Origin of the sequence: Kitasatospora sp. NPDC036755, from assembly GCF_040636595.1 — a bacterium.
Classification (GTDB): Bacteria; Actinomycetota; Actinomycetes; order Streptomycetales; family Streptomycetaceae; genus Kitasatospora.
This window is the reverse complement of the sequence record NZ_JBEZUT010000079.1, coordinates 1-15,228: the sequence shown is the minus strand read 5'-3', so window position 1 is coordinate 15,228 and position 15,228 is coordinate 1. Positions and strand designations below refer to the sequence as shown.

16 protein-coding genes are annotated in these 15,228 nt (G+C 72.6%); 10 read left to right on the top strand and 6 right to left on the bottom strand.

What is annotated here, in order from left to right:
* Positions 1–222 precede the first annotated feature (222 nt).
* Complete coding sequence (locus AB0E96_RS14750; protein WP_359822987.1) at positions 223–1,800, top strand: glycosyltransferase 87 family protein; 1,578 nt, start codon at positions 223–225, stop codon at positions 1,798–1,800.
* Positions 1,801–1,811: 11 nt separating this feature from the next.
* Here the strand turns inward: AB0E96_RS14750 and AB0E96_RS14745 are convergent, their stop codons facing one another.
* From AB0E96_RS14745 to AB0E96_RS14735, 3 genes are all read right to left on the bottom strand, one after another.
* Entirely contained in the window at positions 1,812–2,846 is a 1,035-nt protein-coding gene (locus tag AB0E96_RS14745) for an alanine racemase (protein WP_359822985.1), read from the bottom strand.
* A gap of 13 nt (positions 2,847–2,859) precedes the next feature.
* A complete protein-coding gene (locus AB0E96_RS14740) occupies positions 2,860–3,978 on the bottom strand; it encodes a peptidoglycan bridge formation glycyltransferase FemA/FemB family protein (RefSeq protein ID WP_359822982.1) in 1,119 nt (372 codons plus the stop codon).
* Positions 3,979–4,202: 224 nt separating this feature from the next.
* On the bottom strand, positions 4,203–4,502 hold the full coding sequence (locus tag AB0E96_RS14735; protein ID WP_359822980.1) for a hypothetical protein: 300 nt from the start codon (positions 4,500–4,502) through the stop codon (positions 4,203–4,205).
* A 321-nt stretch (positions 4,503–4,823) separates the two neighbouring features.
* On the opposite strand from AB0E96_RS14735, the gene rpsF reads away from it, so the two are divergent.
* The 4 genes from rpsF (at position 4,824) to rplI (ending at position 6,598) form a co-directional block, all read left to right on the top strand.
* A complete protein-coding gene (rpsF, locus tag AB0E96_RS14730) occupies positions 4,824–5,114 on the top strand; it encodes a 30S ribosomal protein S6 (protein ID WP_329488774.1) in 291 nt (96 codons plus the stop codon).
* A 96-nt stretch (positions 5,115–5,210) separates the two neighbouring features.
* Complete coding sequence (locus AB0E96_RS14725) at positions 5,211–5,819, top strand: single-stranded DNA-binding protein (RefSeq protein WP_359822977.1); 609 nt, start codon at positions 5,211–5,213, stop codon at positions 5,817–5,819.
* Positions 5,820–5,897: 78 nt separating this feature from the next.
* Complete coding sequence (gene rpsR / locus AB0E96_RS14720; RefSeq protein WP_030059640.1) at positions 5,898–6,134, top strand: 30S ribosomal protein S18; 237 nt, start codon at positions 5,898–5,900, stop codon at positions 6,132–6,134.
* Positions 6,135–6,151: 17 nt separating this feature from the next.
* Positions 6,152–6,598, top strand: a complete 447-nt coding sequence (gene rplI, locus AB0E96_RS14715; RefSeq protein WP_359822975.1) for a 50S ribosomal protein L9 — start codon at positions 6,152–6,154, stop codon at positions 6,596–6,598.
* 102 nt (positions 6,599–6,700) lie between these two features.
* Here the strand turns inward: rplI and AB0E96_RS14710 are convergent, their stop codons facing one another.
* The gene (locus tag AB0E96_RS14710; protein ID WP_359822972.1) at positions 6,701–8,047 is read right to left on the bottom strand and encodes an MATE family efflux transporter; all 1,347 of its coding nucleotides are present in this window, start codon (positions 8,045–8,047) and stop codon (positions 6,701–6,703) included.
* A gap of 577 nt (positions 8,048–8,624) precedes the next feature.
* Here AB0E96_RS14710 and dnaB point away from each other — a divergent pair.
* Positions 8,625–10,103 (top strand): replicative DNA helicase, encoded by a 1,479-nt coding sequence (gene dnaB / locus AB0E96_RS14705; protein ID WP_359823007.1) that lies wholly within the window; start codon positions 8,625–8,627, stop codon positions 10,101–10,103.
* Between the two features lie 22 nt (positions 10,104–10,125).
* Here the strand turns inward: dnaB and manA are convergent, their stop codons facing one another.
* Entirely contained in the window at positions 10,126–11,304 is a 1,179-nt protein-coding gene (gene manA / locus AB0E96_RS14700; protein WP_359822970.1) for a mannose-6-phosphate isomerase, class I, read from the bottom strand.
* Positions 11,305–11,641: 337 nt separating this feature from the next.
* Between manA and AB0E96_RS14695 the strand changes: the two genes are divergently transcribed.
* On the top strand, positions 11,642–12,406 hold the full coding sequence (locus AB0E96_RS14695; protein ID WP_359822967.1) for a polyprenol monophosphomannose synthase: 765 nt from the start codon (positions 11,642–11,644) through the stop codon (positions 12,404–12,406).
* 90 nt (positions 12,407–12,496) lie between these two features.
* Here AB0E96_RS14695 and AB0E96_RS14690 read toward each other — a convergent pair whose 3' ends face one another.
* Positions 12,497–12,904, bottom strand: a complete 408-nt coding sequence (locus tag AB0E96_RS14690) for a helix-turn-helix domain-containing protein (protein ID WP_359822964.1) — start codon at positions 12,902–12,904, stop codon at positions 12,497–12,499.
* Positions 12,905–13,012: 108 nt separating this feature from the next.
* Between AB0E96_RS14690 and AB0E96_RS14685 the strand changes: the two genes are divergently transcribed.
* The 3 genes from AB0E96_RS14685 to AB0E96_RS14675 all read left to right on the top strand — a co-directional run.
* On the top strand, positions 13,013–13,660 hold the full coding sequence (locus tag AB0E96_RS14685; RefSeq protein WP_359822962.1) for an NAD(P)H-dependent oxidoreductase: 648 nt from the start codon (positions 13,013–13,015) through the stop codon (positions 13,658–13,660).
* A gap of 109 nt (positions 13,661–13,769) precedes the next feature.
* Positions 13,770–14,813 carry an MBL fold metallo-hydrolase gene (locus AB0E96_RS14680; RefSeq protein ID WP_359822960.1) on the top strand — a complete coding sequence of 348 codons (1,044 nt, stop codon included), beginning with the start codon at positions 13,770–13,772 and terminating at the stop codon, positions 14,811–14,813.
* Positions 14,814–14,841: 28 nt separating this feature from the next.
* Positions 14,842–15,228: NTP transferase domain-containing protein (locus tag AB0E96_RS14675; protein ID WP_359822958.1), on the top strand; the 387-nt coding region annotated here is incomplete at its 3' end.

Below are 15,228 nucleotides of genomic sequence, written 5' to 3'. Positions count from 1 at the left end.
GGCTGGGGGGGGGGGCCCCCCCGGGGGGGGCCCCCACCGCCGTTCTCGTACGGGCGGACGCCGGTCCCGTACGGTCGGCGGCCGCCCCGCGGACCGGCCGCCGCTTTCGTCCGGACCACCGCCGTTTTCGCCACGATTGGCGGCCGCGACCGCCGTGCGGGGGCGCGGACCGTTGCGGGGTCCTCCTCGTCCGGACGGGATCGGTGCGGCAGGATGTCCGGCATGACGTCGAGCGATCGTGACGAAACCGCCGGCCCGGTCGGGGCCGGCGCCGCCGCAGGGCCCCTCCCGGCAGCCGTCGCCACGGCCGCGCCGCCGGCCAACACCGTGGTCGTCCCGGCCGACGAGGATCCGGTGGCGGCGGCCGGCAGCGAGGTGTTCGGCGGGGCCCCGGGCCGCCGGGCGCTGCTCGGCGTCTCCTGGTGGGTCCCGGCGCGGTTCCTGGCGCTCGCGGTGATCGTGGTGTCGGTGCTCGGCATGGTGCAGAAGCTGCCCTGCTACGAGCAGGCCTGGTTCCAGCCGGGCTCGCCGCAGTACATCCACGCGTGCTACAGCGACGTCCCGCACCTGTTCTCCGGACGCGGCTTCGCGGCCGGGCTGCACCCGTACGTGGACCGCATCCCGGGATCCTCGGGGGACCTCCAGTACCTGGAGTACCCGGTGCTGACCGGCCTGTTCATGCAGGTCGCGGCCTGGCTGACGCCGGGCGGCGGGGACCAGCAGAGCCAGGAGCAGTGGTTCTGGGCGATCAACGCCGGGATGCTGATGGCCTGCGCCGTGGTCGCCGTGGTCGCGCTCACGCGCACCCACCGGCGCCGCCCGTGGGACGCCCTGATGTTCGCCCTCGCCCCCGTGCTGCTGCTCAACGGCACCGTCAACTGGGACCTGCTCGCGGTCGCCCTGACCGCCGTGGCGATGGCCTGGTGGGCCGGTGCCCGACCGGGCTGGGCCGGCGTCTTCATCGGCCTGGCCACCGCGGCCAAGCTCTATCCGCTGCTGCTGATCGGCCCGCTGCTGGTGCTCTGCTGGCGGGCCGGCCGGTGGCGGGAGTTCCGGGTGATGCTGGGCGGCGCGGTCGGCTCCTGGCTGCTGGTCAACCTGCCGATCATGCTGGCCAACTGGCGGGGCTGGTCGACCTTCTACGTGTTCAGCAAGCACCGCGGCGAGGACTACGGCTCGTTCTGGCTGATCCTGATGCAGCGCCGCGGCGCCGCCCTGGCCGACCTCGACGTCTACATCGGCGTGCTGATGGTGCTGGGCTGCCTGGCCATAGCGTGGCTCGGCTTCTCGGCCCCGCGCCGGCCGCGCTTCGCCCAGCTGGCCTTCCTGGTGGTCGCGCTGTTCGTGCTGGCCAACAAGGTGTACTCGCCGCAGTACGCGCTCTGGCTGCTGCCGCTCGCGGTGCTGGCCCGGCCGCGCTGGCGGGACTTCCTGGTCTGGCAGGCCTGCGAGGTGCTCTACACCCTGGGCATCTGGTCCCACCTGGCCCTGGTCACCGGCACCAAGCAGCACGGGATCGGCGAGGGCTGGTACCACTTCGCGATCGGGCTGCACCTGCTGGGCACGCTCTACCTGGTCGTGCTGGTGGTCCGCGACGTCCTCCACCCGGACCACGACCCGGTCCGCTGGGACGGCAGCGACGACCCCTCCGGAGGGGTGCTGGACCACGCCCCGGACGTGGCCGTGCTGGGCACCGCCCGCCGGCTGCGCGAGGAGGAGAGCTACGCCGCCTACGCGCCGGCCGGCCCCGAGCAGTGGCTCGACGAGCCCGAACTGCCGGAACCGGCCGACAAGGCCTAGTCAGGCCCGGATCAGCGGTCCACCACGCGGTCGAAGTGCGTGGTGGTGTGCCGGACCTGGAGACCGAGCTCCTCGCCGATCGCCGGGGGCTTGGTCTCCCCGTCCAGGTAGAGCAGCGAGACCTGCATGTGCGGCGGCTCGGCGAACCACAGCTGCTTGCCGGACCAGTGGAACGGCGACTTGGTCTTGTTGACGGTCGCCAGGCCGGCCCGGGCGATGCCCTTGGCCCGCGCCCCCATGCTCGCGACGTACTTGGGCGCCTCCAGGCCGATGCCGTGCGCGGTGCCGCCGGCGACCACCAGGATGTGGCCGTCGGCGGGGGCCGGGTGCTGGCGGTAGCCGTAGCGGTCGCCCTTCTGCACCGGGGTGACGTCCAGGACGGTGGCCCGGACCTCCAGCGCGGCGTGGTCGCCCAGCCAGAGGCGGGTGCCGATCCGGGCCCGGAAGACCGTCTGCGGGTAGCGCTGGGCCAGCTGGTCCATGCCGGCCTGGCCGAGGTGGCTGACGAACACGGTGTGCACCGGGATGCCGGCCGCCCGGGCGGTGTCCACCCAGTACGCGACCTCGTCGACCGGGTTGGAGCCGTCCGGGCGGTCCATCGGCAGGTGCAGCGCCAGGCCCTCGAAGCTGACGCCCTCCAGCTCGGCGGCGACGGTGCGCAGGTCGGCCGCGCTCACGCCGTGCCGGCGCATGGTGGTCATGCACTCCACCACCACCCGGGCGCCGTGCAGCGCGCGCAGCGCGTCCACGTGGGCCACCGTCCGGATCACCCGGGCGTGCGGCAGCGGGAGCACCTCCTCGCCGACCCGGTACGGGGTGAGCACCAGCAGCTCGCCGCCGTACCACTCGGCGGCGTCGGCCGCCTCGTACGCGGTACCGACGGCGAGCACCCCGGTGCCCAGCAGTGTCGCCTCCTCGGCCAGCCGGTGGTTGCCCAGGCCGTAGCCGTTCCCCTTGGCGACCGGCACCAGGCCGGGGAACTCGGCGAGGACGGAGCGCTGGTGGTTGCGCCAGCGTTCGGTGTCGAGGTAGAGCGACAGCGTCATCGGGTCAGCCTCCTCAGCGGCGGGACATGTAGAGGTCGAGGGCCTTGTGCAGCAGCTTGTTGAGCGGGAAGTCCCACTCGCCGAGGTACTCGGCCGCCTGGCCGCCGGTGCCGACCTTGAACTGGATCAGACCGAACAGGTGGTCGTCCTCGTCCAGGGTGTCACTGATGCCGCGCAGGTCGTACACCCCGCCGCCGAGGGCGTAGGAGTCGCGCATCATCCGCCACTGGATGGCGTTGGACGGCTTGACCTCGCGCTTGTGGTTGGCCGAGGCGCCGTAGGAGTACCAGACGTGCTCGCCGACCACGAGCATCGTGGTCGCGGCCAGCGGCTCGCCCTCGTGGTAGGCGATGTAGAGCCGCATGCGGTTCGGGTCCTCGGCGACGAGGGCCTTCCACATCCGCTGGAAGTACGCCAGCGGGCGCGGGGTGAACTTGTCGCGCTCGGCGGTGACCAGGTAGAGCTGGTGGAAGATCGGCAGGTCGTCGTAGCCGCCCTGGACCACCTCGACGCCGCTCTTCTCGGCCTTCTTGATGTTGCGGCGCCAGAGCTGGTTGAAGCCCTTGTGGATGTCGTCCAGCGAGCGGTTGGCCAGCGGCACCTGGAAGACGTAGCGGGGCTGGACGTCGCCGAAGCCGGCGCCGCCGTCCTCGCCCTGGAGCCAGCCGGCCTTGCGCAGCCGGTCGGCCACCTCGAAGGCGCGCGCCTCGTACCAGTCGGCCTCGACGTCGCGCAGCCGCTTGGCCTGCTTGGCGGCGATGGCCTCCTTGATGGTGGGGGCGTTCCAGCGGCGGATCACCACCGGCGGGCCCATCTTCACCGAGAACGCGCCCTGCGACTTGAGGTGCGCCAGCATCGGGGAGAGCCAGCGGTCGAGGTCGCGGTCGAACCAGTCGATGACCGGGCCCTCGGGCAGGTAGGCGAGGTAGCGCTTGAGCTTGGGCAGCTGGCGGTAGAGGACCAGGCCGGCGCCGACGAGCTGATTGGCCTCGTCGAACCAGCCGATCGACTCGGACTTCCACTCGGCCTTCACGTCGCCCCACGACGGCACCTGCATGTGGCTGGCCGAGGCGCGGCTCCTGATGAAGGCGAGGTGCTCCTCGCGGGTGATCGTCCTCAGGCGCAGGCTCATTGCTCGGTGCTCCTCGTCGGTCGGGCTGCGGTGGCCCAGGTTCTCGGGCTGACCCTATCGTCCGGGGCTCGGGCGCCCGTCTCGGTGGGCACGACGGCGCCCCCGTCGGGTACCTGTCTCCTCTGCAGATACGCGACGGGGGCGGCGAGGGTTCCGGGCGGGCCCTGTGGGCTCGGTCCCAGCGGGGTCGTGCGGGCGGTGGGGAGGGGCGGACGCGGGGCGGTTCAGCCCCAGAGACCGCCGCGGGCGATGCCGAGGTAGAAGCCGATCGCGGCGGCGCCGAGCGTGATCATCAGGACGAAGCGCTCGGCGGTGGTGACCGAGACGAACATGCCCCACAGACCCGTGACGATGCCGGCCAGGCCGGTCCACGAGGTCAGCAGGTGCAGGTTGTGGAAGAACGAGGTGGTGAAGGCGATCACGCCCAGCAGGGCGGTGAGGCCCACCAGGGTGTTCTCGCGGGGGTGCGGGTGGCCGTCGGTGTTCAGCGTGAGGGCGGGCATGCGGTGGACGGACTGGGCCATGGGTCCCACCTCCTGGCGTGGAGACGAACGGGCAGGGATCCCGTTCCGTCCAGATTGCGGCGCTTGGGGCGCTCTCACAACCCCTATGCGTTTTGTTCGGCCGTCCGGGTGCAGGTAGGCTGTGCCGTCTGCACTGGTGTAGTTGTGCCCCCTTTGCGTCCGCTTCCGGGCGACACCCTCCTTCGGGTGGGGCGGGGGCCGACTGTCCGACCCGGCCGCTACGGTGGGCCGGAGTCGTCACTGCTCCGGTGCCGACGCTACGCACAACCCTCCTGCCACGGAGAGACCGTGGCCGCTGAGTCCAAAGGAGGTGGGTTACTCATGCGTCACTACGAGCTGATGGTCATCCTCGACCCCTCGGTCGAGGAGCGCGCTGTCTCCCCCCTGATCGAGAACTTCCTCACCGTCGTCCGCAACGGCGGCGGCAAGGTGGAGAAGGTCGACACCTGGGGCCGTCGCCGTCTGGCTTACGAGATCAACAAGCAGTCCGAGGGCATCTACTCGGTCATCGACCTGAAGGCCACGCCTGAGGTCGTCAAGGAGCTCGACCGCCAGCTGGGCCTGAGCGAGTCGGTTCTGCGGACCAAGGTCCTGCGCCCGGACACCCACTGAGCCACCTCTGAGGCCTTCGGGTCTCGGGTAGCTCGCGTCCGCTGTTTCACGTGAAACAGCGGTGAACGGACATCTTCCCGAGAGGTCATCACCACCATGGCAGGCGAGACCGTCATCACCCTCGTCGGCAATCTCGTCGACGACCCCGAGCTGCGCTTCACCCCGTCGGGTGCGGCGGTCGCGAAGTTCCGCATCGCGTCCACCCCCCGCACCTTCGACCGTCAGACGAACGAGTGGAAGGACGGCGAGAGCCTCTTCCTCACGTGCAACGTCTGGCGGCAGCCGGCGGAGAACGTGGCCGAGTCGCTGCAGCGCGGCATGCGCGTCATCGTGCAGGGCCGACTGCGCCAGCGGTCTTACGAGACCAAGGAAGGCGAGAAGCGGACGGTCTTCGAGGTCGAGGTCGACGAGGTCGGTCCGAGCCTGCGCTCGGCGACCGCCAAGGTCACCCGGGCCAACCGGTCCGGCGGCCCCGGTGGCGGCTTCGGCGGCCAGCAGGGTGGCGGCCAGGGCGGTGGCGGCTGGGGCGGCGGCGGTGGCGGCCAGCAGGGCGGCGGCAGCTGGGGTGGAAACTCCGGCGGCGGCCAGTCCGGCCCCTCCGACGACCCCTGGGCGTCCAGCGCCCCGTCCGGTGGCGGCCAGCAGGGTGGCGGCGGCTGGGGTGGAAACTCCGGCGGCGGCTTCTCGGAAGAGCCCCCGTTCTAAGAGCTGACAGATTTCGTGCGGCCCGGCCGCGGTGTCCTCGGACGCCCGCCGGGCCGTGAACCCCAAATGGAGCACACAATGGCGAAGCCGCCTGCTCGCAAGCCGAAGAAGAAGGTTTGCGTCTTCTGCAAGGACAAGGTCAACTACGTTGACTACAAGGACACGAACCTGCTGCGGAAGTACATCTCCGACCGCGGCAAGATCCGTGCCCGTCGGGTGACCGGCAACTGCACCCAGCACCAGCGTGACGTCGCCACGGCCGTGAAGAACAGCCGTGAGATGGCGCTGCTGCCCTACACCAGCACCGCGCGCTAAGAGAGGGTGACCGAGTAATGAAGATCATCCTCACTCACGAGGTGCCGGGTCTCGGCTCCGCCGGCGAGGTCGTCGAGGTCAAGGACGGCTACGCCCGCAACTACCTGGTCCCGCGTGGCTACGCCATCCGCTGGACCAAGGGTGGTCAGAAGGACGTCGACGCCATCCGTCGCGCCCGCAAGATCCACGCCATCCAGACCCTCGAGGCCGCCAACGAGGTCAAGGGTCAGCTCGAGGGCGTCCAGGTCAAGCTGGCCGTCCGCTCGGGCGACGCCGGCCGCCTGTTCGGCTCGGTGACCCAGGCCGACGTCGTCGAGGCCATCAAGGCCGCCGGCGGCCCGGCGGTGGACAAGCGCGCCGTCGCGATCGCCTCGCCGATCAAGACCGTGGGCTCCCACAAGGTCTCGGTCAAGCTGCACTCAGACGTCGTGGCCAACCTCGACGTCGCCGTCGTGGCTGCCTGAGCTCCGTAGCGAAGGCCCGAGGGCCGGACTCCTCCGGGAGTCCGGCCCTCGGTCTTTTCCCGGGCGGGTGCGGAAGCCGCCTCCGGGCCGTACGGAAACGTTTCAGCCGCGCACCGCGCCGGTGACCAGCCACTTGCCGCCGCGGGCGCGCCAGACCAGGAAACCGGCCCGCAGCAGCATGAACAGGTTCATCCCCCACCAGAGCCCGGCCAGACCGGTGCCGGTGGCCGGCACCACCAGGGCCACCGGGACGAACACCGCCAGGGTGGCGAGCCCGGCCCAGGCCAGGTAGGGGCCGTCGCCCGCGCCCATCAGCACGCCGTCCAGCACGAAGACCAGGCCGGCCACCGGCTGGGTGAGCGCGAGCAGCAGCAGGGCGGTGTCCAGCTGGGCCCGGACGACCGGGTCGGGCGTGAACAGCGGGACGTACAGCGGGCGGGCGAGCACCACCAGCAGGCCGAGCACCAGCCCGGAGACGATGCCCCACTCGACCATCCGCCGGGTGGCGGCCCGGGCGCCGGGGGCGTCCGAGGCGCCCAGGTAGCGGCCGATGATGGCCTGGCCGGCGATCGCGATGGCGTCCAGCGCGAAGGCCAGGAAGTTGAACAGGGCCATGGTGATCTGGTGGGCGGCCACCTGGTCGTCGCCGAGCCGGGCGGCCACCGCGGTGGCGGTCATCAGCACGGCGCGCAGGCTGATCGTGCGGACCAGCAGCGGGCCGCCGGCCCTGGCACCGGCCCGGATGCCCGCGGCGTCCGGCCGCAGCGAGGCCCCTTCCCGGCGGGCGCCGCGGACCACCACGACCAGGTAGGCGGCGGCCATCCCGCTCTGGGCGAGCACGGTGCCCCAGGCCGAGCCGGCCACCCCGAGCCCGGCGCCGTACACCAGACCGGCGTTCAGTCCGATGTTGGCGGCGAAGCCCGCGACGGCCACCACCAGCGGCGTGCGGGTGTCCTGGAGGCCGCGCAGCACCCCGGTGGCGGCCAGCACCATGAGCATCGCCGGGATGCCCAGGGAGCTGATCCGCAGGTACGTCACCGCGTGCGGCGCGGCGGTCGCCGAGGCGCCCAGCGCGTCGGCCGCCCAGGGGGCCAGCAGCAGGGTGAGCAGGACCACCGGGACGGCCAGGCCCAGCGCGAGCCAGATGCCGTCGATGCCCTGCTGCACGGCGCCCCTGCGGTCCCCGGCGCCGATCCGGCGGGCGACCGCCGCGGTGGTGGCGTAGGCGAGGAAGACGAACACGCCGGTCGCGGTGGAGAGCGCGGCGGAGGCGACGCCCACACCGGCCAGCTGGGGGGTGCCGAGGTGGCCGACGATCGCCGAGTCGGCCATCAGGAAGAGCGGCTCGGCGACGAGCGCGCCGAAGGCCGGGACGGCCAGGGCGAGGATCTCCCGGTCGTGCCGGCGCCGTGAGGGGGCCGGGGCCGGTGTCGGGGGCGAGGCGGTCATGGGGTCCAGGCTACTCATCCACAGGTAATGGATGTAAGTGGCATCTGCCTATTACTCGAAATTCTGAGCGGCGCGGTTCGCCCGCTCTGTGCCCACAGCCGTTCGGAGCTGTGTGAAGAATTTCTCATGCACAGGCCCGGGAAGAGGTAATCCCAGGTCAACAGGTTGACGGTGGATCGATCGTCCGGTTATCCACAGGGACGTCCACAGGGGCGTCCACAGCTTTGCGGCAGTTCTCCACAGGACGGGGCGGGTCATCCACACCCCCTGTGGATAACCGCCTTGGCGCGAGGGCGTCCGGCGCCTTAGCGTGGGCCCTCCGCCCGACACTCCCGCCGCCCCGGCGTCCGATTTGTCGGAGCCGTGGCGTACAAGGAGGATCGGATCCGCTCCACCCAGCCACCGGCAAGCCCGCTCCAACTTCGCACCACTCGCTGATCGGGGAACACGCGTGACCGGCCCCCAGTACGACGACCACGACGCCCCGCCGCCGGAGGAGGACTGGCAGCCCGCCGAGGACCCCTTCCCGGCCGGCGCCTTCGACGACGCTCCCTTCCCGGACGGACCGGGCGATCGGCTGCCGGTCTCCCGGAGCCGCGGCGAGGGACGCCAGGGCGGTGGCCGCGACGGCTTCCAGAAGGGCGGCAAGGGCGGCTTCCAGAAGGGCGAGAAGGGCGGCTGGCAGCGCCGGGACGACAACGGCGGCGGCGAGGGCGGGGGCGGCGCGGACGGCTTCGAGCGCGTACCGCCGCAGGACCTGGACGCCGAGAAGTCCGTCCTCGGCGGCATGCTGCTGTCCAAGGACGCCATCGCCGACGTGGTCGAGGTGCTCAAGCCGGCCGACTACTACCGGCCCGCGCACGAGATGATCCACGGCGCGATCCTCGACCTCTACGCCCGGGGCGAGCCGGCCGACCCGATCACCGTGGCCGGCGAGCTGACCAAGCGCGGCGAGCTCCAGCGGGTCGGCGGCGCCTCGTACCTGCACACCCTGGTCAACTCCGTCCCGACCGCGGCCAACGCCGAGTACTACGCCCAGATCGTCAACGAGCGCGCCGTCCTGCGCCGCCTGGTCGAGGCCGGCACCCGGATCGCCGGCATGGGCTACGCGGCCGAGGGCGACGTGGACGAGATCGTCAACGCCGCCCAGGCGCAGATCTACGCCGTCACCGAGCAGCGCACCAACGAGGACTACGCCCCGCTCGCCGACATCATGGAGGGCGCCCTCGACGAGATCGAGGCGATCGGCTCCCGGCAGGGCCAGATGTCCGGCGTGCCGACCGGCTTCGCCGACTTCGACGCGCTCACCAACGGCCTCCACCCCGGCCAGATGATCGTCATCGCGGCCCGCCCCGCGATGGGCAAGTCCACGCTCGCGCTGGACTTCGCGCGGGCGTGCTCGATCCACAACAAGCTGCCGAGCGTGATCTTCTCGCTCGAAATGGGGCGCAACGAGATCGCCATGCGCCTGCTCTCCGCCGAGGCCCGGGTGGCGCTGCACCACATGCGCTCGGGCAACATGACGGACGACGACTGGACGCGGGTCGCCCGCCGGATGCCCGACGTCAGCGAGGCGCCGCTGTTCATCGACGACTCGCCGAACCTGTCGATGATGGAGATCCGCGCCAAGTGCCGCCGGCTGAAGCAGCGCAACGACATCAAGCTGATCGTCATCGACTACCTCCAGCTGATGCAGTCCGGCGGCTCCCGGCGGGCCGAGAACCGTCAGCAGGAGGTCTCGGACATGTCCCGAAACCTCAAGCTGCTGGCCAAGGAGCTGGAAGTCCCGGTCATCGCGCTCTCCCAGCTGAACCGTGGCCCCGAGCAGCGCACCGACAAGCGGCCGATGGTCTCGGACCTCCGTGAGTCGGGCTCGATCGAGCAGGACGCCGACATGGTCATCCTGCTGCACCGCGAGGACGCCTACGAGAAGGAGTCCCCGCGCGCGGGCGAGGCCGACCTCATCGTCGCCAAGCACCGAAACGGTCCGACCGCGACGATCACGGTGGCCTTCCAGGGCCACTACTCGCGCTTCGTCGACATGACCCGGGACTGACCGGGCCGGGGTGCCCCGGCGCTCAGACGGTGACGGTGGCGCGGAAGAGCGTGCCGCCGGTGCCGGAGAGGCGGGTCGGGGCGCCGGTGGCGGGGAGGAAGGCGGACTGGCCGCGGGCCAGGTCCAGGACGGTGCCGTCGGCGGAGGTCAGCCGGGCGTCGCCCTCGGTGCAGAGCAGGATCTGCGGGGTGCGCCCGTCGATCTCGCGCCCGGCGCCGTCCAGGACGAAGCGGGAGAGCCGGAACTCGTCGATCGGGACGGGGTAGAGCTCCTCGCCCGGGGTGCCGTCGACCGGGGCGGGCTCCAGCACCTCGGGGGCGCCGGCCGTGAAGACCACGACCTCCAGCAGCTCCGGCACGTCGATGTGCTTGGGGGTGAGGCCGGCCCGCAGCACGTTGTCGGAGTTGGCCTGGAGCTCGACGCAGACGCCGGACAGGTAGGCGTGCGGCACCCCGGCGCCCAGGTAGAGCGCCTGGCCGGCCCGCAGCCGGAAGTGGTTGAGCAGCATGCCGGCGATCACGCCGCGGTCGTCCGGGAAGTCCTCGGCGATCCGGGCGTACGGGGCGTACTCCCCGTCGGGGTCGGTCAGCGCCAGCCCCTCGACGGTCCGCCGGACGGTCTCCGGGTCCAGCGCGAGGGCGGCGGTGAGGGCGCCGCGCAGCGCCTCGGACTCCTCCCTGGCGGTCAGCCGCTCGATCACCGGGGCGAGCCCGGGCACCGCGAGGCCGGCCAGCAGCCGGGCCGCCTCGGCGGGCCGGCGGAAGCCGCACAGGCCCTCGAAGTCGCCCAGCGCACAGACCATTTCGGGTTTGTGGTTGGCGTCCCGGTAGTTGCGCTCGGTGGCGTCCAGGGGGATCCCGAGGGCGTTCTCGGCGGCGAAGCCGGCCCGGGCCTGGTCGAGCGTGGGGTGGGCCTGGATGGACAGCGGGATGCCGGCGGCCAGGACCTTGAAGAGGAACGGCAGGGCCGGGCCGAACCGGGCCACGCTCGCGGCGCCCAGCTCGCCCTCAGGGTCGGCCGCGATCAGCTCGTCCAGCCGGCGCGGGCCTTCGCCGCGGTCGGCGCGCGACGGTGCGCCGGGGTGGGCGCCCATCCACAGTTCGGCCTGCGGTTCACCGGTCGGCTGCTGCCCGAGCAGTTCGGGCAGGGCGGTGAGCGACCCCCAGGCGTACGGGCGGACGGTGTTGACGAGCCTGTCCATGCGCGCGGTCCTACTCCTTCGCTGTCTGGGCGGCCCCGGACGTCCCGAGTCCGATTCGCCGGGGCGGGCCCGGCGGTGCGGGCGGTCCGGGCGCGGGCAAGGGAAACGACCCTAGCCGAACGGTGTCACCCGAGGGGAAACGGTGGGCATCGGATGGGAGTGCCGCGGCCGGGTCGGCGGTTCCCGGCGCGGTAGTAGGATGCGAGGACGCAGTAGTCTCCGCCCTGCGCGCAGTTCACCACCGTGGTCCTCCCCGGCGGACTGCCGGCGGAGCCGCGTTCCAGAATGCGGGCGCCGGTGTTCCGAGACCCCCCGCCATCGGCCGAGAGGTTTGTACGTGACCGTGAACCAGCAGAGTTTTGCTGATCTCGGCAAGGTCCTGGTGATCATCCCGACCTACAACGAGGCGGAGAACGTCGAGCGGATCGTCGGCCGGGTCCGTGCCGCCGTGCCCGAGGCGCACGTGCTGGTCGCCGACGACAACAGCCCCGACGGCACCGGCGAGCTGGCCGACAAGCTGGCCGTCGAGGACGAGCAGGTCCACGTCCTGCACCGCAAGGGCAAGGAGGGCCTGGGCGCCGCCTACCTCGCGGGCTTCCGCTGGGGCATCGACCACGGCTACGACGTCCTGGTCGAGATGGACGCGGACGGCTCGCACCAGCCCGAGGAGCTGGACCGGCTGCTGGGCGCGCTGCGCGGCGCCGACCTGGTGCTGGGCTCGCGCTGGGTGCCGGGCGGCCGGGTGGTGAACTGGCCGAAGTCGCGCCTGCTGCTCTCCCGCGGCGGCTCGACCTACTCGCGGCTGATGCTGGGCGTGCCGATCCGGGACGTCACCGGCGGCTACCGGGCGTTCCGCAAGGAGACCCTGCTGGGCCTGGGCATGGACGAGGTGGCCTCGGCCGGGTACTGCTTCCAGGTCGACCTGGCCTGGCGCACGGTGAAGGCCGGGTTCAAGGTCGCCGAGGTGCCGATCACCTTCGTGGAGCGGGAGCTCGGGGCCTCCAAGATGAGCCGCAGCATCGTGGTCGAGGCGCTGTGGCGGGTGACCACCTGGGGCGTCACCGACCGGCTGGCCCGGCTGCGCGGCGGCTCCGCGCGCTGACCGACCGACTTTCCGGACCGAAGGGGCCCGTCCACCGTCACGGTGGGCGGGCCCCTTCGCGCGTCCGGCGGCGGCGTGCGCCGCGGCGGCTCAGCAGCCGCTCTTGAGCACGCTCTCGGGCAGGTGGCGTTCGGCCCAGACGGCCAGTTCGGTGAGCGCGGGCCTGAGCGCCACGCCGGACTCGGTGAGCCGGTAGCTGACCCGCAGCGGTGGTCCGGCGTCGACCTCGCGGACGACCAGCCCGGCCTCGGCCAGCTCGGTCAGCCGGTCGGAGAGCATCCGTTCGCTGATGCCCGGGACGGCGCGGCGCAGCTCGGAGAAGTACGCGGGGCCGCCGTTGGTGAGCACGCCCAGCAGCATGCCGGTCCAGCGCTTGCCGAGCAGGGTGAACACCCGGTTGAGGGCCAGGTCCACGTTGCGGCAGGGGCCGGGGCCCTCGACGCCGCACGCGTCGGTGGCGATCGGGACTCCGTCGGTCAGTGCCTCGTGGTCGTCCATGGGATCAAGCGTACTCGACCCGTCACTAGTGACTGCAGAAAAGTAAGCTGCTACTCTACTTGCAGTTGCAGCGAAAACAGCAGCTACTAATTCTCTGGAGGTCCTGCCATGCCCACGCTCCTGCACCTCGACTCCTCCGCGATCGCCGACGGCTCGGTCTCCCGCGAGGTCACCGCCGCGTTCCGGGCCGCCTGGCAGGCCGAGCACCCGGACGGCACCGTGGTCTACCGCGACCTCGCCGCCGAGCCGCTCCCGCACCTGGACGCCCACGGCATCAGCGCCGGATTCGCCCCCGCCGAGGCCCGCAGCGCCGAGCAGGCCGCCGCCTTCGAGCTGCGCGAGGAGCTGATGGCCGAGCTGGAGCGGGCCGACGCCGTGCTGATCGGCAGCCCGATGTACAACTTCACGATCCCGTCGACCCTCAAGGCCTGGCTGGACCAGGTGATCCTGGTCGGCCGCACCGCCGGCGAGGCGCCCTCCGCCAAGGGCACCCCGGTCACCGTGGTCGCCGCCCGCGGCGGTTCCTACGCGCCCGGAGCCCCCCGCGAGCCGTTCGAGTTCGTCACCACCTACCTGGAGAAGGTGCTGACCGGCATGCTCGGACTGGAGGTCGAGTTCATCGTCCCGGAGTTCACCCTGGCGGGCACCGTCCCGGCGATGGCCGACTTCGTCCCGAAGGCCGCCGAGTCCAAGGCCCAGGCGCTGGAGCTGGCCGCCCGCCGGGGCAAGGAGCTGGCCGCCGCGGCCGCGGTGTGACGTGCGTCGGAGGCGCGCCCCGCCGGGCGCGCCTTCCGCGCAATCGGCCGCCGGTGCTCCCATGCTGTAGGGCGCAGGACATCCGACCGCCGACCAGAGGGAGCAGCCCGTGACGACGTCCCCGCCCGAGGAGAGCGCCGGCGCGGAGCGTGCCCAGGCCGGGCCGGCCGTCCCCGGTGGGCCCGCCGGGGCCGCGGGCGGCTCCGAGCCGCCGGAGCCCGGGCAGCCGGCCCGGCCGCTGGAGGTCGCCGTCTTCACCGGCCCCGAGTCGGCCTTCTTCGCCACCTCCACCCTGATCCTCGGCGAGCGGACCGCGATCCTGGTGGACGCCCAGCTGACCCGCAGCGCCGGGCGCGAGCTGGCCGAATGGGTCGCGGGCAAGGGCAGACGGCTGCTCGCCGTCGTGGTCACCCACCGGCACCCGGACCACTACTTCGGCGCCGAGGAGGTGCTGCGGCTCTTCCCGGACGCGCAGCTGCTGGCCGCCCCGGCCGTCGTCGAGGGCATCCGGCGCACCGTCGCCGCCAAGGTCGCGCAGTGGAAGCCGGTGTACGGCGACGACATCCCGGACCACCCGCTGATCCCCGCCCCGCTGCTGCCGCAGCCGCTGATGCTGGACCGCCAGGTGATCCCCGTGCTGCTGCTCGGCCAGGCCGACTGCGGGGACTCCACGGTCGTCCACGTGCCGAGCATCCGCACCGTGATCGCGGGGGACTTCGTCCACAACGGCACCCACGTCTGGACCGCCGACACCACCCCGGCCCAGCGCACCACCTGGGGGCACAACCTCGGCCGGATCGCCGACCTCGGCGCGGACCGGGTGATCGCCGGCCACCGGGCCCCGGACCAGGGCGACGACGCGGCCCGGGTGCTGGCCTTCACCGGCGAGTACCTGCAGGACTTCGACCGGCTGCTGGCCGAGCACCCGGCCGACCCGGAGGCGCTGGTCACGGCGATGAACCAGCGGTACGGGGAGCTGACCCTGCCGTCCTTCCTGGAACTGGGCGCCGCGGCCAACACCGCCCGCACGGCCGAGGACACCGTCGAGGCCGAGGTCGTCGCCGAGCCCGAGCGGCGCCCGGAGGCCGGGCGGCGCCCGGAGCCGGAGGGCGGCCCGGAGCCCGGGCGGCAGCCGGGCGGCGCGGAGGAGTAGGGCGCCGCCGCGGGCGGATACTGGCCGCATGACGCCGTACGACGTGATCGTCCCGGCGGGCGGGGCCGCCCGGCGCCTCGGCGGGGCCGACAAGCCCGGGCTGACGGTGCGCGGGACCACCCTGCTCGACCGGGTGCTCGCCGCCTGCGCGGGCGCCCGGACCGCCGTCGTGGTCGGCCCGCCCCGGCCGACCGCACGGGCCGGCGTCCACTGGACCAGGGAGCAGCCGCCCGGCGGTGGGCCGGTGGCCGCCGTCGCGGCCGGGCTCGACCTGGTCACCGCGCAGACCGTGCTGCTGCTCGCCGCCGACCTGCCCTTCCTGGACCGGCGGACGGTGGAGCGGCTGGTCACCGCCCTCGACCGGGCCGGGGCCGACGCGGACGCCGCCGTGCTGGTCGACGCGGGCGGGCGCGAC